14 protein-coding genes, 2 tRNA genes and 3 rRNA genes are annotated in these 22,465 nt (G+C 40.0%); 18 read left to right on the top strand and 1 reads right to left on the bottom strand.

The window, feature by feature from the left end:
- Positions 1–174: 174 nt before the first annotated feature.
- From MKL36_RS12530 to hisC, 12 genes are all read left to right on the top strand, one after another.
- A 16S ribosomal RNA gene (locus MKL36_RS12530) occupies positions 175–1,711 on the top strand.
- 59 nt (positions 1,712–1,770) lie between these two features.
- Positions 1,771–1,847 (top strand) — tRNA-Ile (locus MKL36_RS12525).
- 55 nt (positions 1,848–1,902) lie between these two features.
- Positions 1,903–1,978, top strand: a tRNA-Ala gene (locus MKL36_RS12520).
- A gap of 340 nt (positions 1,979–2,318) precedes the next feature.
- Positions 2,319–5,211: ribosomal RNA gene (locus MKL36_RS12515) — 23S ribosomal RNA — on the top strand.
- 184 nt (positions 5,212–5,395) lie between these two features.
- Positions 5,396–5,510, top strand: a 5S ribosomal RNA gene (rrf, locus tag MKL36_RS12510).
- The 16S, 23S and 5S rRNA genes sit together here with 2 tRNA genes alongside, the layout of an rRNA operon.
- A 252-nt stretch (positions 5,511–5,762) precedes the next feature.
- Positions 5,763–7,211 carry an RNA polymerase factor sigma-54 gene (locus MKL36_RS12505; protein ID WP_021511110.1) on the top strand — a complete coding sequence of 483 codons (1,449 nt, stop codon included), beginning with the start codon at positions 5,763–5,765 and terminating at the stop codon, positions 7,209–7,211.
- 168 nt (positions 7,212–7,379) lie between these two features.
- Entirely contained in the window at positions 7,380–7,718 is a 339-nt protein-coding gene (gene hpf, locus MKL36_RS12500) for a ribosome hibernation-promoting factor, HPF/YfiA family (protein ID WP_001167461.1), read from the top strand.
- Between the two features lie 138 nt (positions 7,719–7,856).
- Positions 7,857–8,108 (top strand): BolA family iron metabolism protein IbaG, encoded by a 252-nt coding sequence (gene ibaG, locus MKL36_RS12495; RefSeq protein ID WP_001083680.1) that lies wholly within the window; start codon positions 7,857–7,859, stop codon positions 8,106–8,108.
- A 6-nt stretch (positions 8,109–8,114) separates the two neighbouring features.
- Entirely contained in the window at positions 8,115–9,371 is a 1,257-nt protein-coding gene (gene murA / locus MKL36_RS12490; protein ID WP_000357156.1) for a UDP-N-acetylglucosamine 1-carboxyvinyltransferase, read from the top strand.
- Positions 9,371–10,054, top strand: a complete 684-nt coding sequence (hisG, locus tag MKL36_RS12485) for an ATP phosphoribosyltransferase (protein WP_001000724.1) — start codon at positions 9,371–9,373, stop codon at positions 10,052–10,054. Before murA ends, hisG begins: the two co-directional genes overlap by 1 nt.
- A gap of 105 nt (positions 10,055–10,159) precedes the next feature.
- Positions 10,160–11,449, top strand: coding sequence for a histidinol dehydrogenase (hisD, locus tag MKL36_RS12480; RefSeq protein WP_031222762.1), 1,290 nt, complete (start codon positions 10,160–10,162; stop codon positions 11,447–11,449).
- Positions 11,450–11,518: 69 nt separating this feature from the next.
- A complete protein-coding gene (gene hisC / locus MKL36_RS12475; protein ID WP_021511112.1) occupies positions 11,519–12,604 on the top strand; it encodes a histidinol-phosphate transaminase in 1,086 nt (361 codons plus the stop codon).
- 3 nt (positions 12,605–12,607) lie between these two features.
- Here hisC and MKL36_RS12470 read toward each other — a convergent pair whose 3' ends face one another.
- On the bottom strand, positions 12,608–13,996 hold the full coding sequence (locus tag MKL36_RS12470) for an anthranilate synthase component I family protein (RefSeq protein WP_021511113.1): 1,389 nt from the start codon (positions 13,994–13,996) through the stop codon (positions 12,608–12,610).
- 318 nt (positions 13,997–14,314) lie between these two features.
- Here MKL36_RS12470 and filA point away from each other — a divergent pair, with 318 nt between their 5' ends.
- The 6 genes from filA (at position 14,315) to filF (ending at position 22,451) form a co-directional block, all read left to right on the top strand.
- Entirely contained in the window at positions 14,315–15,169 is an 855-nt protein-coding gene (gene filA / locus MKL36_RS12465) for a putative pilus system protein FilA (RefSeq protein WP_000781583.1), read from the top strand.
- 297 nt (positions 15,170–15,466) lie between these two features.
- On the top strand, positions 15,467–16,300 hold the full coding sequence (gene filB / locus MKL36_RS12460; protein WP_002015438.1) for a putative pilus system C39 family peptidase FilB: 834 nt from the start codon (positions 15,467–15,469) through the stop codon (positions 16,298–16,300).
- A 44-nt stretch (positions 16,301–16,344) separates the two neighbouring features.
- Positions 16,345–17,532: a putative pilus system protein FilC gene (filC, locus tag MKL36_RS12455; RefSeq protein ID WP_021511114.1), complete on the top strand. Its 1,188-nt coding sequence runs from the start codon at positions 16,345–16,347 to the stop codon at positions 17,530–17,532.
- 12 nt (positions 17,533–17,544) lie between these two features.
- Positions 17,545–19,209 carry a putative pilus system OmpP1/FadL family transporter FilD gene (filD, locus tag MKL36_RS12450; RefSeq protein WP_086374032.1) on the top strand — a complete coding sequence of 555 codons (1,665 nt, stop codon included), beginning with the start codon at positions 17,545–17,547 and terminating at the stop codon, positions 19,207–19,209.
- Positions 19,210–19,223: 14 nt separating this feature from the next.
- Positions 19,224–20,507 carry a putative pilus assembly protein FilE gene (gene filE / locus MKL36_RS12445; protein ID WP_407070904.1) on the top strand — a complete coding sequence of 428 codons (1,284 nt, stop codon included), beginning with the start codon at positions 19,224–19,226 and terminating at the stop codon, positions 20,505–20,507.
- A gap of 18 nt (positions 20,508–20,525) precedes the next feature.
- Entirely contained in the window at positions 20,526–22,451 is a 1,926-nt protein-coding gene (gene filF, locus MKL36_RS12440) for a putative pilus system protein FilF (protein WP_021511538.1), read from the top strand.
- Positions 22,452–22,465 lie beyond the last annotated feature (14 nt).

Raw genomic sequence — 22,465 nt, 5'->3', positions numbered from 1 at the left:
ATCATTAAGAGAATTGAAGAACAACTTGTGTGGATTTTTACTGATTGATTAATCGAAATAATTTTCATTGATTGATTGGTTTAAATTACTCGAAGTTTATTTGAGCGAAATTTAAGTCAGTAATTGATGAGCCAGAATTGGCACCTTGTCTATAAATAAGGTGCAAAATGATTTTAACTGAAGAGTTTGATCATGGCTCAGATTGAACGCTGGCGGCAGGCTTAACACATGCAAGTCGAGCGGGGGAAGGTAGCTTGCTACTGGACCTAGCGGCGGACGGGTGAGTAATGCTTAGGAATCTGCCTATTAGTGGGGGACAACATCTCGAAAGGGATGCTAATACCGCATACGTCCTACGGGAGAAAGCAGGGGATCTTCGGACCTTGCGCTAATAGATGAGCCTAAGTCGGATTAGCTAGTTGGTGGGGTAAAGGCCTACCAAGGCGACGATCTGTAGCGGGTCTGAGAGGATGATCCGCCACACTGGGACTGAGACACGGCCCAGACTCCTACGGGAGGCAGCAGTGGGGAATATTGGACAATGGGGGGAACCCTGATCCAGCCATGCCGCGTGTGTGAAGAAGGCCTTATGGTTGTAAAGCACTTTAAGCGAGGAGGAGGCTACTCTAGTTAATACCTAGGGATAGTGGACGTTACTCGCAGAATAAGCACCGGCTAACTCTGTGCCAGCAGCCGCGGTAATACAGAGGGTGCGAGCGTTAATCGGATTTACTGGGCGTAAAGCGTGCGTAGGCGGCTTATTAAGTCGGATGTGAAATCCCCGAGCTTAACTTGGGAATTGCATTCGATACTGGTGAGCTAGAGTATGGGAGAGGATGGTAGAATTCCAGGTGTAGCGGTGAAATGCGTAGAGATCTGGAGGAATACCGATGGCGAAGGCAGCCATCTGGCCTAATACTGACGCTGAGGTACGAAAGCATGGGGAGCAAACAGGATTAGATACCCTGGTAGTCCATGCCGTAAACGATGTCTACTAGCCGTTGGGGCCTTTGAGGCTTTAGTGGCGCAGCTAACGCGATAAGTAGACCGCCTGGGGAGTACGGTCGCAAGACTAAAACTCAAATGAATTGACGGGGGCCCGCACAAGCGGTGGAGCATGTGGTTTAATTCGATGCAACGCGAAGAACCTTACCTGGCCTTGACATACTAGAAACTTTCCAGAGATGGATTGGTGCCTTCGGGAATCTAGATACAGGTGCTGCATGGCTGTCGTCAGCTCGTGTCGTGAGATGTTGGGTTAAGTCCCGCAACGAGCGCAACCCTTTTCCTTACTTGCCAGCATTTCGGATGGGAACTTTAAGGATACTGCCAGTGACAAACTGGAGGAAGGCGGGGACGACGTCAAGTCATCATGGCCCTTACGGCCAGGGCTACACACGTGCTACAATGGTCGGTACAAAGGGTTGCTACACAGCGATGTGATGCTAATCTCAAAAAGCCGATCGTAGTCCGGATTGGAGTCTGCAACTCGACTCCATGAAGTCGGAATCGCTAGTAATCGCGGATCAGAATGCCGCGGTGAATACGTTCCCGGGCCTTGTACACACCGCCCGTCACACCATGGGAGTTTGTTGCACCAGAAGTAGCTAGCCTAACTGCAAAGAGGGCGGTTACCACGGTGTGGCCGATGACTGGGGTGAAGTCGTAACAAGGTAGCCGTAGGGGAACCTGCGGCTGGATCACCTCCTTAACGAAAGATTGACGATTGGTAAGAATCCACAACAAGTTGTTCTTCATAGATGTATCTGAGGGTCTGTAGCTCAGTTGGTTAGAGCACACGCTTGATAAGCGTGGGGTCACAAGTTCAAGTCTTGTCAGACCCACCATGACTTTGACTGGTTGAAGTTATAGATAAAAGATACATGATTGATGATGTAAGCTGGGGACTTAGCTTAGTTGGTAGAGCGCCTGCTTTGCACGCAGGAGGTCAGGAGTTCGACTCTCCTAGTCTCCACCAGAACTTAAGATAAGTTCGGATTACAGAAATTAGTAAATAAAGATTGAGATCTTGGTTTATTAACTTCTGTGATTTCATTATCACGGTAATTAGTGTGATCTGACGAAGACACATTAACTCATTAACAGATTGGCAAAATTGAGTCTGAAATAAATTGTTCACTCAAGAGTTTAGGTTAAGCAATTAATCTAGATGAATTGAGAACTAGCAAATTAACTGAATCAAGCGTTTTGGTATGTGAATTTAGATTGAAGCTGTACGGTGCTTAAGTGCACAGTGCTCTAAACTGAAATGTTGAAGTTACTAACTTGTAGGTAACATCGACTGTTTGGGGTTGTATAGTCAAGTAATTAAGTGCATGTGGTGGATGCCTTGGCAGTCAGAGGCGATGAAAGACGTGATAGCCTGCGAAAAGCTCCGGGGAGGCGGCAAATATCCTTTGATCCGGAGATGTCTGAATGGGGGAACCCACCTACTTTAAGGTAGGTATTGCAACATGAATACATAGTGTTGCAAGGCGAACGAGGGGAAGTGAAACATCTCAGTACCCTTAGGAAAAGAAATCAATTGAGATTCCCTCAGTAGCGGCGAGCGAACGGGGATCAGCCCATTAAGTTATGTGTGTTTTAGTGGAACGCTCTGGGAAGTGCGAACGTAGAGGGTGATATTCCCGTACACGAAAGGGCACACATAATGATGACGAGTAGGGCGAGGCACGTGAAACCTTGTCTGAATATGGGGGGACCATCCTCCAAGGCTAAATACTCCTGACTGACCGATAGTGAACCAGTACCGTGAGGGAAAGGCGAAAAGAACCCCTGTGAGGGGAGTGAAATAGATCCTGAAACCGCATGCATACAAGCAGTGGGAGCACCTTCGTGGTGTGACTGCGTACCTTTTGTATAATGGGTCAGCGACTTATATTCAGTAGCGAGGTTAACCGTATAGGGGAGCCGTAGAGAAATCGAGTCTTAATAGGGCGTTTAGTTGCTGGGTATAGACCCGAAACCAGGCGATCTATCCATGAGCAGGTTGAAGGTTGGGTAACACTAACTGGAGGACCGAACCCACTGTCGTTGAAAAGCCAGGGGATGACTTGTGGATAGGGGTGAAAGGCTAATCAAGCCTGGTGATAGCTGGTTCTCCCCGAAAGCTATTTAGGTAGCGCCTCGGACGAATACCATAGGGGGTAGAGCACTGTTTCGGCTAGGGGGTCATCCCGACTTACCAAACCGATGCAAACTCCGAATACCTATGAGTACTATCCGGGAGACAGACTGCGGGTGCTAACGTCCGTAGTCAAGAGGAAAACAATCCAGACCGCCAGCTAAGGCCCCAAAATCATAGTTAAGTGGGAAACGATGTGGGAAGGCATAGACAGCTAGGAGGTTGGCTTAGAAGCAGCCACCCTTTAAAGAAAGCGTAATAGCTCACTAGTCGAGTCGGCCTGCGCGGAAGATGTAACGGGGCTAAAACTATGTGCCGAAGCTGCGGATGTATACTTTGTATACGTGGTAGGGGAGCGTTCTGTAAGCCGATGAAGGTGTGTTGAGAAGCATGCTGGAGGTATCAGAAGTGCGAATGCTGACGTGAGTAACGACAAAACGGGTGAAAAACCCGTTCGCCGAAAGACCAAGGGTTCCAGTCCAACGTTAATCGGGGCTGGGTGAGTCGACCCCTAAGGCGAGGCCGAAAGGCGTAGTCGATGGGAAAATGGTTAATATTCCATTACTTCTGTGTAATGCGATGAGAGGACGGAGAAGGCTAAATCAGCCTGGCGTTGGTTGTCCAGGTGAAAGGATGTAGGCATGTATCTTAGGCAAATCCGGGGTACTCTATGCTGAGATCTGATAGCAAGCTGTACTTGTACAGCGAAGTGGTTGATGCCATGCTTCCAGGAAAAGTCTCTAAGCTTCAGTTACACAGGAATCGTACCCGAAACCGACACAGGTGGTCAGGTCGAGTAGACCAAGGCGCTTGAGAGAACTCTGCTGAAGGAACTAGGCAAAATGGTACCGTAACTTCGGGAGAAGGTACGCTGTTGTTGGTGATGGAACTCGCTTCCTGAGCTGACGACAGCCGCAGAAACCAGGCCGCTGCAACTGTTTATTAAAAACATAGCACTCTGCAAACACGAAAGTGGACGTATAGGGTGTGATGCCTGCCCGGTGCTGGAAGGTTAATTGATGGGGTTAGCGTAAGCGAAGCTCTTGATCGAAGCCCCAGTAAACGGCGGCCGTAACTATAACGGTCCTAAGGTAGCGAAATTCCTTGTCGGGTAAGTTCCGACCTGCACGAATGGCATAATGATGGCGGCGCTGTCTCCAGCAGAGGCTCAGTGAAATCGAAATCGCTGTGAAGATGCAGTGTACCCGCGGCTAGACGGAAAGACCCCGTGAACCTTTACTGCAGCTTGACACTGAACTTTGACCTTACTTGTGTAGGATAGGTGGGAGGCTTTGAAGCTGGAACGCTAGTTCCAGTGGAGCCGTCCTTGAAATACCACCCTGGTAATGTTGAGGTTCTAACTCTGTCCCGTGATCCGGGACGAGGACCGTGTCTGGTGGGTAGTTTGACTGGGGCGGTCTCCTCCTAAAGAGTAACGGAGGAGTACGAAGGTGCGCTCAGCGTGGTCGGAAATCACGCGTAGAGTATAAAGGCAAAAGCGCGCTTAACTGCGAGACCCACAAGTCGAGCAGGTACGAAAGTAGGTCTTAGTGATCCGGTGGTTCTGTATGGAAGGGCCATCGCTCAACGGATAAAAGGTACTCTGGGGATAACAGGCTGATACCGCCCAAGAGTTCATATCGACGGCGGTGTTTGGCACCTCGATGTCGGCTCATCTCATCCTGGGGCTGAAGCAGGTCCCAAGGGTATGGCTGTTCGCCATTTAAAGAGGTACGCGAGCTGGGTTTAGAACGTCGTGAGACAGTTCGGTCCCTATCTACCGTGGGCGCTGGAAATTTGAGAGGATCTGCTCCTAGTACGAGAGGACCAGAGTGGACGAACCTCTGGTGTACCGGTTGTGACGCCAGTCGCATCGCCGGGTAGCTATGTTCGGAAGGGATAACCGCTGAAAGCATCTAAGCGGGAAGCCTACCTCAAGATAAGATTTCCCTAGGACTTTATGTCCTCTAAAGAGCCGTTCGAGACTAGGACGTTGATAGGTTGGATGTGGAAGCATAGTGATATGTGAAGCTGACCAATACTAATTGCTCGTGAGGCTTGACTATACAACACCCAAGCAGTTGTATATGAAGCATCAATCGATTCTTAAATATGCAAGACAACTTGATTTAGTTATACCTCTAGCTAAAATGAACAAGTAAAGTAAGATTCAATCAGCCCAGTCTGTTACAGATTTGGAAAACGCTTCGGCATCAAATAAGACCCAAGCAAGTATCCATAAACAGTTGTGCTGGCGACCATAGCAAGAGTGAACCACCTGATCCCTTCCCGAACTCAGAAGTGAAACCTCTTAGCGCTGATGGTAGTGTGGGATTACCCATGTGAGAGTAAGTCATCGCCAGCTCATTATTCTAAACACCCCAATCTCAAAAGAGGTTGGGGTGTTTTTTATATCAAAAAATCAATCAATAAAGAATTATTGCAAAGAATCATCGATACTAAAAGAATAAGACAGAATAAAAATCCTATCGTTTTTAAGAAATAAATTTCTATTTTTCTTATGAATTGATGAGTCAATGTATAGGATAAATCATTACTCTATGCTATAAATAATTAATAGGCATGATTTTTGCTTGTTTTTTGGAAAGAGAAATATATGAAATTATCTGTTGGATTGAAAGTTGCGAATTCATTATCGTTAACGCCTCAATTGCAGCAGGCAATCCGTTTACTACAACTTTCTAGCCTAGAGTTAGAGCAAGAAATCCAAATTCAATTAGATAGTAATCCATTACTTGAAAAAGTAGAAGATGAATCACTAGCAGAAAGTTTATCTACTTTAGAACACAAAGAACCTGATGACCTTACAACAGAGTTGAATGCTGATCACTTACCTGATGACTTACCTGTTGATACTGAATGGGATGACATTTATACACATCAATCCACTGCTTTGGGTACTCCTGAGTTCGAAGAGCGTGAAGATAATCGCCAAGTTCACCTGACGCTTAAAGAACATATTTTGGAGCAAGTGAACTTGCTGCATTTTTCAAAAATAGATCAGTTGATTGCTTATTGCATAGTTGATGCTTTAGATGATAAAGGTTTTCTGGATGCTGAATTAGAAGAGATTATTTTGGCAGTACAGCATTTATTAAGTGAGATGGATATAGATGAGGAAGTGGAAGAGGATGAAGTTTTAGTAGTTTTAAAACATATTCAACGTCTTGATCCAATTGGTATTGGAGCTCGTAATTTAGCTGAATGTTTAAAAGTTCAGTTGGAGTTCTTGCCTCGAGAAACTGAATATTTGAAAGAAGCCAGAAGTCTACTTCAATATTACGAATTACTGATTGCGAATGATCTTAATAAATTATTGAAGCAAACAGGGCTTTCCAAAGAACAATTAAAATTTGCAGTTGATTTATTAAAAACATTAAAGCCTTATCCAGGCATGGACTTTGAAAAGCAAGAATCAGAATATCAAATTCCTGACGTAGTCGTTGCCAAGAAGGACTTGCATTGGCAAGTTCAGTTAAATCCTGATGTGATGCCAAAATTAAGAATCAATTCTTTTTATTCGAGTATGATTCGTAGAGCAGATCAAAGTGATGATAATTTATATCTACGTAATCAAATGCTTGAGGCTAAAAATTTTATAAAAAGTATTGATGAACGCCACAAAACATTATTAAAAGTTGCGACTTGTATTGTTGAGCATCAAAAAGCATTTCTTGAAATAGGTCCCGAAGCAATGAAACCCTTAGTACTAAGGGATGTTGCAGAAGAAGTAGAATTACATGAGTCGACCGTTTCTCGCGTTACCACAAATAAGTATATGCTTACTCCACGTGGACTTTTTGAGTTGAAATACTTCTTTTCTAGTCATGTGGGGACAACCACAGGAGGTGAGGCTTCTTCTACCGCAATTCGGGCAATGATTAAAAAGTTAGTTTCTAATGAAAATCCGCGTAAACCTTTGTCTGATAATGCAATTGCTGCTTTATTGAAAGAGGAGGGAATAGAAGTAGCTAGAAGGACTGTAGCAAAATATAGAGAATCGTTACATATTCCATCGTCATCCGAGAGAAAAGTCTTGATCTAAATTTTGAAGTATGGCTATTCTACTCATTCATTATGACGAAATAATGAAATTTCATTTTCACCAAGAGGAGTAGCTAAAATGGTTTAATTGTCCCAAATCATCTTTTTAGATTGCATTAAATCGTTTTAGTTCTTCTTTATATAACCCAAAAAGGTGAGGGATAGAATTATGCAAATAACGATTCGTGGACATCATTTAGCAATTACACCAGCTATAGAAGAAAATATTAAAGCAAAATTTAATCAGTTAACGAAACATCTTGATCAGGTGAATAGTATGCAGATTAAGTTAACGAAAGATCATCAGATTGATAAGCGCTCACATAAGGGTAGCTCTAATCATGTGGCTGAAGCGATAGTTCGATTACCTGGAATTGAGCTATTTGCTCAAGCAACAGCGGATGATATGTATACTTCAATAAAAAAACTGACTGAAAAATTAAAAAAACAATTGTTAAAATATCGAAAAATGCAATGTACATATTCTCAAGTTGCTGTTTCTATTTAATAAGTTTTTAATAATTGAGAGAGGCTTGGAATATAGCCTCTTTTTTATTGATAAAATATAAACACGTACTGAATTCTTTGAAAAAGTTATAGTAAAATACTTCGTTTTACACCGTAGGTTGTGTCAGAGGTCTTTGCAATGAATAGTGAACAGCTCACTCAAATTTTAAAAGAAGCTTTTCCTGAGGCGGAAGTAGTGGTGAGCGGACAGGCTGGAAAATTTGACCTCCGTATTGTGGATGATCAATTTGAAGGTAAGCGTACTGTTGCCCGCCAACAAGCAGTTTATGCACCATTAAATACTTATATTGCAAGTGGCGAAGTTCATGCCGTAACAATTCGTGCGATGACCAAAGATGAATGGCGCAAAGCAAGCCTTTTCGGAGCTTAAATATTAATGGATAAATTTTTAATCACGGGCGGTGTTAAGCTCGAAGGGGAAGTACGCATTTCTGGTGCTAAAAATGCGGCTTTACCGTTACTTGCGGCAATGATTCTTGCTGACTCTCCAATTACATTAACCAATGTTCCAAATCTTAAAGATGTAAATACTTTGGTGAAATTAATTGGTGGACTGGGTGTCACAATTAGTTATGAAAATGACACGGTTAAGGCGGATACTTCTACTTTAGATAACCAGTTTGCTCCTTATGAGCTTGTCAAAACAATGCGTGCATCTATTTTGGTATTAGGGCCATTATTAGCGCGTTATGGAAATGCCAAGGTTTCATTACCTGGTGGATGTGCTATTGGCTCTCGTCCAGTAGATCAACACTTAAAAGCCCTAGAAGCATTGGGTGCACATATCGAAGTTGAAAATGGTTATGTACATGCCACTGTTGATGGTCGTCTGAAAGGCGGCGAAGTGGTTTTTGATATGGTTACTGTTGGTGGTACCGAAAATATTTTAATGGCAGCTGCTTTGGCAGACGGTGTAACCACAATTCGTAATGCTGCACGTGAACCTGAAATTACTGATCTTGCGCAAATGCTTATTAAAATGGGCGCAAAAATTGAAGGTTTAGATACGGATACATTGGTTGTTACTGGTGTAGAAAGTCTACATGGCTGTGAATATGCAGTTGTTGCAGACCGCATCGAAACAGGTTCTTACTTAGCTGCTGCTGCGATTACTGGTGGACGTGTAAAAACCACCCATACAGATCCTTCATTGCTTGAGGCTGTTTTAGATAAGTTTGAAGAAATGGGTGCTGAAGTTACCCGTGGCGATGACTGGATTGAATTGGATATGTTGGGTAAGCGTCCTAAAGCAGTAAGCTTTAGAACATTACCTCACCCAGAATTCCCGACCGACATGCAAGCACAAATTATGGCTGTAAATGCAATTGGCCGCGGGTTTGCAACGATTTCTGAGACCATTTTTGAAAATCGTTTCATGCATGTTCCTGAATTGTCACGTATGGGTGCTAATATTCAGGTCGAAGGCCATGATGCTGTTGTGACTGGTGTTGAAAAATTACAGGCAGCACCTGTAATGGCAACAGATTTACGTGCTTCATTCTCTTTGGTTTTAGCGGCTTTGGTTGCTGAAGGTGATACATTAATTGACCGTATCTACCATATTGACCGTGGTTATGAGCATGTCGAAGAAAAACTTCAAGGTTTAGGTGCCAAAATTAAGCGAGTAAGTTAATGAATGACGTAAGAAACGATGATCCTAATTTTAACGTAATGGGTAATTTTGATCATGGTTTGACCTTGGCACTGAGTAAAGGACGTATTTTAAAAGAAACTTTACCTTTACTTGCTACAGCCGGTATTAACTTGCTTGAAGACCCGGAAAAATCGCGTAAGTTAATTTTTCCAACCACACATAAGCAGGTTCGTATTTTAATTTTACGTGCATCTGATGTGCCAACTTATGTTGAGAATGGTGCAGCTGACTTAGGTGTAGCTGGTAAAGATGTACTTATGGAACATGGCGCTCAGCATGTCTATGAGTTATTGGACCTGCAGATTGCGAAATGTAAATTAATGACTGCTGGTAAAGTAGGAATGGAACGCCCAAAAGGTCGTTTAAAAATTGCCACTAAGTATGTCAATCTTACACGTCAATATTATGCGAGCTTAGGCGAGCAGGTGGATGTTATTAAACTTTATGGTTCTATGGAGTTAGCACCATTAGTTGGTTTGGGCGATTATATTGTTGACGTAGTGGATACTGGAAATACTTTACGAGCAAATGGCCTTGAGCCATTAGAAGAAATTTGCAAAGTATCTTCACGTCTTATTGTCAATAAAGCGAGCTTTAAGCGTAAACAAGTTTTATTGAACCCAATCATTTCCCAACTTGAACAAGCTGTTCAATCACGTTAAAAGTAATTTCCTATCATGCTTTTGCGATAGTTGTAGATATGATGCCCACAAGAGCTTAGAAAAAGAGTAAACTTGGTTTTTCTTTTTCGCCTTGTGGGTAAATTGATGCGACGTTTATCGACTCAAGATCAGAACTTCAAACAGGTTTTTGCTGAGCTTTTAGCTTTTGAAACCGTTAATGATCCTAATTTAGTTCAAACAGTAGATCAAATTATTACTGATGTTCGTCAGTATGGTGATGATCATGTTTTAAAACTTACTCAACAGTTCGATCGACATCCAGCGCATCAATTTTCCGATCTAGAATTGTCTCAACAACAACTTAAAGCTGCTTTTGATGGTTTAAATCAAGAGATTCGTGAAGCCCTGCAACTTGCAGCTGATCGTATTCGTACTTTTCATGAAGCTCAAAGACAAGATAGCTGGACTTATGTGGATGATTTGGGTAATACCCTAGGACAAAAAGTGACTCCACTTGACCGTGTTGGTATTTATGTACCAGGCGGACTTGCATCTTATCCTTCATCTGTACTTATGAATGCGGTACCAGCACATGTGGCCGGTGTACCTGAAATTATTATGGTTGTGCCAGCGCCAAATGGTGAACTAAATCCACTCGTTTTAGCTGCCGCCTATCTAGCAGGTGTTAGCCGAGTATTTACCATTGGTGGGGCACAAGCTGTTGCTGCTTTAGCTTATGGTACTCAAACTGTTCCACGTGTTGATAAAATTACTGGTCCTGGAAACCGATTTGTGGCAGCTGCTAAACGTGCTGTATTTGGTCAGGTGGGTATCGACATGATTGCTGGACCTTCTGAAATATTAGTTTATGCAGAAGGTGTGAATAATGCTGAATGGTTAGCGATGGATGTATTATCTCAGGCTGAACATGACACAGTAGCTCAAGCTATTTTCATTACTCCAGATGAAGCATTATTAGAAGCAGTAGAGTCTGCAATTGAGAAACATTTAAATGAATTGCCTAAAGCCGAGATTGCGCGTACATCGATTGAAAATCGTGGTGCATTAGTTTTGGTAAAAGACCGTGCTGAAGCAGTTGATTTGATTAATCAGGTTGCACCAGAGCATTTGGAATTATGTCTTGATGATGCCGAAGCGATGAGCCTAGATATTCGTCATGCAGGGGCAATTTTTATGGGTCGCTATACACCTGAAGCAATTGGTGATTATTGTGCTGGCCCAAACCACGTATTACCAACATCTGGCACAGCTCGTTTCTCTTCGCCACTTGGTGTATATGATTTTCAAAAGCGCTCTAGTTTGATCATGTGTTCAAAAGATGGTGTTAAGACTTTGGCTAAAACAGCTGACGTACTTGCTGTTCAAGAAAATCTCGATGCCCATGCACGCTCGGCGCGTTATCGTTATCAATAAGTTTTAAGCCTAATAGTGTTTTTAATGATTATTCAGGGCTGACTTTCAGCCCTTTTTTGAGATAAGACAATGACTGTATCTACAGCACAAATGCGTTTTTGGAGTCCTGAGGTTCGTGAATTAGAGCCGTATGTGCCAGGTGAACAACCTAAAATCCAGAATCTATTAAAGTTAAATACCAATGAAAACCCGTATCCACCATCACCAAAAGTAGTAGAAGCAGTTCAAGCGGTGTTACATGAACAAGCCGATGTGCTGCGTCTATATCCAGATCCGGATGCGACAGCGTTAAAGCAAGCAATTGCGAAACAACAGAATATTGATGTATCTCAAGTTTTTGTAGGTAACGGTTCTGATGAGGTATTGGCTCATATCTTTAAAGCATTTTTTCTTCAAGATGAACCAATCCTGTATCCGGACATCACTTATAGTTTCTATCCAGTTTATAGCCAATTTTTTGGTACAAAAACAAAAGAAATTCCTCTCAATGAGAATTTCGAAATTGATGTGCGAGATTATACCCAGCCAAATGGTGGGGTTATTATTACCAACCCAAATGCACCAACAAGTATTGCGCTCAGCTTGGCAGAAATCGAACAAGTATTACAGGCAAATCCGGACCGCGTGGTTGTGATTGATGAAGCTTATGTTGATTTTGGTGCTGAGTCAGCTGTAAGTTTGATAAACCGCTATGAAAATCTTGTGGTATGCCAAACGACTTCAAAGTCTCGTTCTTTAGCAGGCCTACGAGTCGGGTTTGCGATTGCTCAGTCGCACTTGATTGCAGCACTTGAGGCTGTAAAAAATAGTTTTAATTCATATCCAATTGATCGCTTTGCTATTGCAGCAGCGGTAGCTTCTTTTGAAGACCAAGCTTATTTTGAAGAGCAGTGCCAAAAAGTTATAACAAGTCGAGAGAAACTTGTTCGTGATTTAACTGAACTTGGTTTTAACGTTTTGCCATCGAAAGCGAATTTTATTTTTGCTACGCATTCACAGCATGATGCTGGGCAACTTGCACAAAAATTACGTGAGCAGGGCATTATTGTTCGTTACTTCAATAAGCCTCGCATTAATCAGTTTTTACGTATCACGGTTGGAACTGATGAGCAAAACGCGCGTTTAATTCAAACTTTGAAGCAAGATATTCTTTAATACTTATTCTGCTGTGCTGTTCATCAAATTCAGCATAGCAGAGATTTTATCAAGACTTTCCTGATATTCAGCCTCAGCCTCTGAAGCAATAGTAATACCGCCGCCTGCCCAAATAGAGAGCTGGTTTTGATATTGTTGAAAACTACGAATTAAAATATTCCAGCGTCCAGTACCATCGAAATTAAAATATCCTAAAGTGCCGCAATATGCTCCCCGAGGTGCGCCTTCTAGCTCTTCAATAATTTGCATTGCCCGAATTTTAGGAGCTCCTGTAATTGACCCTCCTGGTAAAGCAGTGAGTAACATCTGCATAGGATTAATATCATTTTTAAGTGTAGCCGTAATCTCACTCACCATATGATGAACTTGATTGAAGCTCTCAATTTCAAATAGTTTTGTTGTTTTTACCGAACCTGTATTGGCATAAATGCTCAAATCATTACGTAATAGATCAACGATCATCACATTTTCTGCTTGATCTTTTTTAGAATTTTTTAAAGTTTGTTTTGAAAGTAAATCCTGCTCTTTATTTTCATAACGAGGCATTGTACCTTTAATGGGTCTGGTTTTAATTTGTTTATCTACATTAAATTCAATAAATAATTCAGGAGAGCAACTTAACAACTCAAATTCTGTTAATTTTAAATAACCAGAATATGGTGCATTGGTTAAATTCCATAGCTCATCTGCTTTATTTAATAACGAACCAGTAAAATTCGCTTTGAATTCTTGAGTAAGGTTAATTTGATAACAATCTCCTGCCTTAATATATTCTTGTATTTTATGAAAAGCTGTTAAGTATGTATTTTTAGACCAGCGAGGATGAATATTTTGTTCTAGTTTAAAATTGTTTTTTTGTAGTTTGCTAGAAGGTTTATTGAGTAGAGCTGAAAGATAGTTAAAAATTTCAAAAGCATTATATTCATCGCTAAAAAAATACCATTCATTATTTATTTTTTTAATAAAAGAATAATAGGAACCTATAAATAAAGACGGTTGTTTATGTGATTGATTATTTATAAATTGATGTGCAGAAAAGTCATAGCTAATAAAACCAATATATCCACCCTTAAAACTTATTTTTTCTCTATTGCTATTTTCTATTTCTTGAGATTGGAATTGTGTAAAATCTAAAAGATTTTCTATATAAGATGAAAGCTTATATTTATTTAAATCAGTTTTAGTGAATAAAAAGTTTTGGTTGTTTTGAGTGATTAAATAATTTTTTGGCAAAAAACCAATAATAGGGTTGTTATCATCTTGAAGATATACAAGTCCAGTTAACTCTTCTAATTTTTTTAAAATATCGGCAGCAGAGTAATAGCTTTCTAAAGAGATTTTTTTCTTTAAATGAGACATTTTAAACATGTGAGAGTTTGGAAGAGGTGGCATAGTTTACTACAAGTTAGAGTTCAACAGGCAGTTGAGTGAGAAGACCCTAACATTTCGTGGAAAAAATAACCAAATTATCCTTCAGCCTTCAGAGTAGTAATAAAGCTTTTTAGTTAGTCAGACACCGTACCGTTTGTCGGGTAATTGGCAAAAAATGTATTACAGTAGTTGAACAAAAATTAACGCAGCTGTAATTTAGTAATTGCTAAGCAAAACTACTCAAGGATTGGAAGTTTCGGTTGCCATAAAAGAAAAATGCAACTTGAGACAGTGAGAGTGGTTAAAGTCAAAAAATAAATGCTCTTGGGAGAGTGCTCAATGAAAATGTTCACTAAACTTGCTTTAGTTTCTTCTTTAGCTATCAGTGCAAATGCAATGGCAATGCAATCAATGGATGATGCAGCGCTTAGTGCTGCTACAGGTCAAGATGGTATTAATATCGGTATTGCTTTGGGTTCTAGTGGTATTTCTATCGATAAGCTATACCTACATGATAATGATGGTTTAGCGTCAGCTACTGGTATCACTGGTGCTTCAGGTACAGCGGGTTCAATCGCAATTAGTGGTGTTACGGTAACTCAAAAAGGTACAGGTAATCTTTTAGATTTAAAAATTGATACAAATGGTGCTGCAGATTCAAATGGTGCTTTCTTAAACGTTGCAGCAACAGTGGGCGCAGTTGATGTACATGTAGGTTCAATTGGCGTAGGTACTTCTGGTACATTAAATACGACTACTGCTGTACGTGGTATTACTGAAACAGCTCCAACTGAAATTATTTCTGGCTTAGATCTATCTTTGGGTCAAATTTCTGCAAATGTTCAGTTAGGTTCAACTCCGCAAGGCGCGATGATCAAAGTGAATTCTAGCTTAAAAGGTGGTTTAACACTATCTAACTTCGGTATTAATGATGCTGCTGGTGGTGGTAAAATTGTCCTAGACAAAGTAATGGTTCGTGGTGCGGGTGCGGGTAATACAACTGGTGACTTGGATGTGAATGCGAACATTTCTGTTGTTCCTACAGGTTTACGTATCCAAAATAACAGTACACAAGGTATGAACGTTTATGCACAGGGCGTACACCTAGGTGCAGCGGGTAATGCTTCAATTGGTGACTTAGAAATCCAAGGTTTAAATGTAGGAACTTCTACAATTACTATTTCTGGTCACTAATTTAAAGGCTGATAAAAAGCGCGTTTATACGCGCTTTTTTATTTATCTTAATAAAACTAATATCTACGCTTTTCTGTTTAAATAATATTAGCTTATATAATAAGAAAGATTATAAAACATTTGAAATGAGAATTAATTATCAGTTTATAAATGTAAAACTATGCATTCATCAAAAAGATTAAAAAAAAGCTGTTTTTTACAAAAAAAAAAGGTATCTTCAACACACAGGGATGTAGAGCTATTGCTCTAAGAATAAAATGAATAAGGCCGGTAGGCCACCATTTAGACCAAGTGCTTATGTTAGAGATAGTTTTAGGCTCAGCATTGATGTATTACTTTGCGACAGAAGCCTTCGAAATAGAAAAAAAGCCGCCGGGAACTGTTTATTATACAGAGACTGCCGATTCACGTAATTTATCATTTCATCGAAACCATATTGAACCTGTCACCATAAAACCAGCTGTTGAAGACCAGTTTCGTGGCATTGTTCGACAAGCCTATGATTATAGCTGTGGTTCTGCTGCACTTACGACTTTATTAAACGGCTATGTTGGAACGAGCTTAACTGAACAGCAAACAATGAGTGGTTTGCTTCAGTATGGCGAATATCAACGTATTATTGAGCGTCGAAGTTTCTCATTACTTGATATGAAGCGCTTTGTCACAGCAATTGGTTTAGAAAGCGGTGGTTATCGAGGTGACTTTTCTGATTTAGTCAAACTGGGGCAGCCAGCAATTGTGCCTATTTCATATGCTGGTTTTAAACATTTTGTCGTATATAAAGCTTATAAAGATGGACGAGTATACGTAGCTGACCCTGCTTTAGGGAATATCAGTTTTGATGAGGGACGTTTTAAAGAAATTTGGGATAATAATACTTTATTTGTTATTTCTGTTCCTGAATCACAGCGTAAAGACTTATTGGCGTTAAAAGATGCAGATATGCGCCATGTGGAAGACGCAACGGTCAATAGATATGCTTTTGTTGATGTGCAATATCCGGCGTTTAATTATGATCGTTTAGCAAACAAAGCTTCAACTATGAGACGTGTCTTGGATAACGATAATCATTCTGCGACTTATGGACAGCCGATAGAAACCTATATGCGGCTTTATTACAAACGTAAATAGTCAAATTTAAAGTTAGTAAAATAAATAAATTGGGTAGGAAAAACATGAATAATCGATGGATAAATATGAGTGTGTTGGCTTTAAGTATGAGCGCCATTACAGGGACAATTTATGCCGAAGATCAGGTACAACAAACACAGGTAGAATTATCGAATCAGAGCACGGATGCAGGAGTCGAGGTAAATTCTCTAGCTGCTGAAGCAACAAATTCTTCTTCTGTTGGTACAGATGCGGGAACACAAGCTTCTGAAACACCTTCTACAGAGAATGTATCTGAAAATAATAGCGGGGCAAATCAAGCTGCTAACGCCCTACAGAAGAAAGAAGGTGATGCAACTCAAGAGACAAATTTACAAGAGGTATTTACTTCAAATGAACGTCAATACTCTTTGATTAAGAAGGGCGTAATTTCTTCTTATTATGATCTCGATTATACCTATTATCGCGATACTCGAATTGATTTGGCTTTAGCAGATAATTCATCTCAGCTTAATCGTTTACGTGTTGAAGAAGATGCAAACCATACATTAACGAATAGTTTTACTTTTCAATATGGGGTATTGGATAACTTAACTTTATCCGCAACTCTTCCTTTTGTAGCAAAGTCTGAAATTATTCGAGATACAACAACTGCAGGATTGGGTGATATTTCACTTGGTGCGCGTTGGGAACCATTTCCTTTAAAACAAGGCCGTTTACCCTTGGTTCTTTTTGGTAGTGTCTCTACAAAAACAGGGGATAGCCCTTATGAGATTGGTTTAGATGAGCTATCAACGGGTAAAGGTTATTACTCGGTTGGTGTAGGGGCCAGTACCCGTAAATATATTGATCCAGTCGTTCTCTTCGCTTCTGCCTCTGCCAATTATGGTTTTAAGGAGTCTGGTTTAAATCAGGTACGTGGTAATAATCGTACTTTAGAATCTTTTGATCCAGGAATTAGTGGTGGTTTCTCATTTGGCTTTGCTTACTCATTTAACTATGACGTGTCTTTAACCATGTCATATCAGCAAAGTTTCAATATGGATGCCGAATTCCAGTTTGAAAATGGAGAAAGCTATAAATCACCTGATCAAAGTAGTGCGATGTTGTCTTTTGCTTTAGGTGTTCGGGTTTCGCCTGAAACGATCGTTAACGGTACGGTTGGTATTGGTTTAACTGAAGATGCACCAGATATTTCACTTGGTCTGTCATTCCCGTTAGATATTTTAGGTTTTAATAAAAAACAAAAATAAGGAGATATGCAGGTGAAATATCCTAAATTATGTCCTTTAACGGCGGCAATTGTTATCTCCGGTTTTTCTAGCTTTGCCAATGCTCAATTAGGACAAAACTTAGCTGTTGATATTCGCTCACTATCGATGGGGAATGCTGTAACTGCAGACCCCCCTGGTATTAGTGCAGTTCATTTTAACCCTGCAGCTTTAGCAAAAATTGATGGCCTGCAAACAGATGTGCAGGGGATCCTTGCTAACTTTGATATTCAGCGTGAGTTTTCAGCTCCACCTGGTTATAACATCTTTGGTTATTCAGATGACCCTCTCGTTTGTAATGATGGTCCTGAGGTTTCAGCTAATATTTGTACAGATTTTAAAGGGACAGTACATGGTGATGTGGAGTACGCGAGCCTGTATGTACCTATTCTTAAAAAAATGGTAGATCTCGGAGCTGGTTATCCACTAGTTGCTCCTACAGCAGGAATTGCCTATAAACCACCAGGTTCAAAAATTACCTACGCGACCGCCATGTATGCTCCATTAGTCGCAGGTTTTGGGGCAGAGAATGGTAATCCAGGTAACTATATGGGCCAACAAGTTGCAGTTGAGCGGATCACCTACTTATCCCCATCTTTCGGTTATCAGGTAAATGATCATTTATCGATTGGTGCTTCCGTAGGGATGTCCTATAACGCAATCGCACTGAAAACTGATTTACGTTTTCCGAATGAGATGATTGGTGTATTGCGTATGGTTGATGAAGTTGTGTGTGCTCCCTTTAAAAATAATAGTGACATGATTACTGATTTACTATTATTTGGTATGTGTAATGCCCAAGAAGGTATGAATCCATTTAATAAAATGGGGGCATTACAAGTTTCATTAGAACAATCATTAAGTCCAAGCTATAACTTAGGCTTACTTTGGGAACCAACAGACGATTTTGGTTTTGGTATGGTATATCAAAGTGCTGCCAAAATGCGTTTAAAAGGAAAATATCTGATTGATAATGCGAAGGCTCCCCAAGAACTTATAAAAGGCCTTAACTCATCTGCTACGGGGCAAATTTTAGCTGCTATTCTTGGTCTACCTGGTTATGTCCCTGATATAGAATCAGGTTTGGTTGCAATGGATCTTGAATATCCAGCACATTTCCAAGCAGGTATTAAATATAAAATATTACCAGATTTACAAGTTAACTTTGATGTAGGATGGACTGATTATTCTGCATGGAATAAATTTAAATTTGAGTTTGACCGCCAAATCACCTTATTAAAAGTAGCTAAACTTTTATCTAATGACGTTACTGATAACTCATTAGCATTACCATTGAAATTCACTTCGCCGTGGAGCTGGGGAATTGGCCTTGAATATTCAGCAACTGATCGTTTGAAATTAAGGGCTGGTTATGAGCCGCGTGCCAGTTCAATACCTAATGATAAACGCAATACTATGGTTCCGATCAATAATGCGCAATTATTTGGTCTCGGGTTAGGGTATCGTTTTGATGCAGATACAGATTTAGATCTTTCAGTAGGGTTCCTTCGTAGTCGTGATAACATTCCAGCTTGTACGAGTACTTTATCGAATAAATGTGGTGTCGATAATATTTTATTAAACCCTTATTCTGGCTTAGATGTAAAAACGAATACAAAAGTTACAGTACTTGGTTTGAGCTATAGAACAAAATGGTAAAACAATATAAATGGATGTTTCGACCTAAATTTGCTATTTCGGCTTTATGCATTGCGATAGCAAGCGTTTCTGTATCTTATGCAGATGGTTTCTATACAATCATTGGTCCAGATGGTCGCCCAATGATTGTGCCGAGTAAAAGAATTGATCAGAAAAAACAACCTATCCCTAAAATAGAGGAAAGAAAACCACAAACTCAGCAGAATCAACCTATAGTAGATTCTGCACAAAAAACATCTAAAGAAAAAGAACAAATTAAAAATTTACCGAAAAAACTGGAACAACATGTCCAAGACAAATTAAATACTGCACCGACTGCACCGACTGCACCGACTGCACCGACTGCACCGACTGCACCGACTGCACCGACTGCACCGACTGCACCGACTGCACCGACTGCACCGACTGCACCGCCTGCACCTAAGCATTCCTTAACTCATATTAAGCCTAATCAGGGAGAAATTAAGGAACAAACGAATGTTGCTAGAGTACTAAAGAGTCAAAGTAGTCCTTCTAGAATAATGAGTGAAGAAGTAAAGAAAGTTGATAGCTCTTCTTTATCTATGCCAACTACCACACAGGCTGGCGCAAATTCGGATTCTTCAAAAGATAAATCTAAATTTACAAGTATTGATGGCGTAGAGTATGTAAATAATGAATATCTTGAAGATCAGGAATTTAATCTTGAAGGTAAAAAACGCTTTTATGTTATGCCGGATGGACTTGGAAGAACAGAGTTTATCGAAAGAAAAAAAGGTGTAAGCCAGTCTACCTTAGAACAATTGTTTAATAAGCAAACTCAGGAAGATCAAGGAGCGATTGTTTTAGCTCCAACTTATATACGTCTGTCTCAAAAAGAATTAGAAACGACTTTTGAGCAAGATAAATGTTTTGTTCAAGGCTATAAAAAGTCAATCAAAGTGCTTGGAGCTAAAAAAGAAGTAAATTTATGGCCTCGAAAGCCATTAAAAGAAAAGTTTGAATATGAGTTGGTAAAACTAGATTCATCTGTACAACATTTACAACTTATGTCATTTGCAGCGAGTAATTCCGCACCTCTATATTATTGGCCTTTAGCTATATTCTTAGATGAGAAGGGTTGTATTTTAGAAGGTGCAAGTGGTTTTAAGAGCAAGTCTTATCCTTCTACAATATTACAACATGCATCGATTCAAGGTACTTTAAGGGTGCCACCTCATGCACGTTATATGATGTTAACTCCGTTATCTTCCTCTGTAGATGTAGCAGAACACGAGTTATCTAATCAGGGACAGATTCAAATTTCAGTATTACGTTAAAAATAAGTAGGGTATCTAATGAATAAAAAATTATTATGGCCTTTTGCATTAACCACATTAGCAATGATGCTGAATGGTTGTGGCGGTGGTAGCTCAACCATTAATGAAGATCCTACAAGTGGTTCTGGTAATTCAAATGCAAATGGAAGTTGCGCTGCATCAAGCAATGATTGTTTAGAGTTTTCACTCGATTATCCGGTTGCTGGTCTAAATTTTACCTGTAGTAGTGCTGCAAATCAGAGTTTTGTCACTAAAGCTTCGGGAAACAGTGTTGTTGGTACATGTAAAATTGGTGATACCGCAAACTTCTTTTTACAAGGTACTCAAACTAAAACAAAGATCGATTTAGGTTCTATCAATTTAGATAATATTTCAAAAATTAAAGTGATTGTCTCACCACGTTTAAAAGTTATCGATATGGCAACGGCTTTAACGGGGGTAGCACCGGTTTCATTAAGTCAAGATGATCCTACCATTCGTGTAGCGATGGCCTTGGTTAAATTATTTCAAAGCGTTGGTATAGAGCGTGGTGATAATGTTGTTGGAGATATACAACCTACACTATTTACTGAAGATAAGAAAAACACGTTAAATGTTGTACTTCAAAATATTACTGCTGCTGAGTGGAAAAGTGGTGCATACGCTGGTATTTTGAAACCTTGGCTAGATGTTAGCCAAATTGATGATAATCAAGCTTTTGCTTTAGTAACTCAATTAGCTCATTTAAGTTTAGTCGGTTTATATCAATCAGATTACTTGACCTTAGCCAAACCAAACTTAATTTCAGAAAATTTTTATGGGTGTAATTTAGCTAATTTAGCAGATTGCCCAAAAAATGCTGCCAATACCCAACACGTGATAGGCAATTTATTTTTACTATCAGATCGTCAAGGCTATACATTTGGTTATGGTTTACAATGGAAAGGAACAAGTACGACTACCAGTAACTCAACAGTTACGGCTGTAATGGAAGTATTAACTAAATCTAAGCCAGCGCAACTTACAGCAAATGCTCAAACCACATGGCTCGATCCATTGCAAGCTGAGATTAAATCAACACAACCATTCCATTTAAAAGCCTCAGCTAATACCAGTGAAGATTTACTAATTTATCAAGGTAAATTATTAAATGATTCGTTTATTGCCGGTCGTGAAAGTCTATATTTAGGGGCAATAAATAGTAAAACACCAAATCCTCAACACTATGCGCTATGGCGTCAAGGTATAGGCAACCAAAACTATAATGGTTCGCTAGACATCTATAAAGTAACTCCAGCAAGTTATCTTGCAAAGGATATCTTTAGAACTTCAAAAAATGTGAGCTCAGGGCAAACTTATATTTTCCCGTTATATGGTACTTTAAATATTAAATTTGATACTGCTGGAATTTCACCAATCGATTTAGGTATTGTGATTGATGAAAATGGTGACATTCGTACTGATATTAAACCTAATGCGACAGCAACGGATATGTCTGGCCAATGTGGAGTTGTTTCAGATAATACTTTAATTGATAACAATGGCGTTCAACAGTATCGCATAGGGACAACGGGTGGTACTGAGTCTGCTTCAAATGATAAATCAATTACAGTAAAAATGATTTTTTCTGAACCTAAACTAGGTAAGCTCAATGGTATTATGGCGGGGTTAAACTCGAATGTTGTTCAAGCTACTACCGAGACAGGCGGTCAGACACTCATTGTAAGTGGAGCAAAAATTAACGTTGCCAACTTATTACAAGGGCAGTTAAATGGTATTAACCTTACAACTTATGATAACAAGACAGTTTCATGGTTAAATCCATATGCCTTCTATCAACGAGTGTATAATAATATTAAGGATGTGAGCCCCGCTCCTACAGAAGAGGATAAAGCTTTAGCTGAGCGAATGAGTGGAACGATAACGATTAGAACGGCTGATTGTTATCAAATTAAGACAAAATAAAAACCATAAAAAAG

It is taken from the genome of Acinetobacter sp. AOR12_HL (genome assembly GCF_027855275.1).
Taxonomy (GTDB): Bacteria; Pseudomonadota; Gammaproteobacteria; order Pseudomonadales; family Moraxellaceae; genus Acinetobacter; species Acinetobacter baumannii.
The sequence above is the reverse complement of the archived record's forward strand: the minus strand, read 5'-3'. Positions and strand labels throughout refer to the sequence as shown.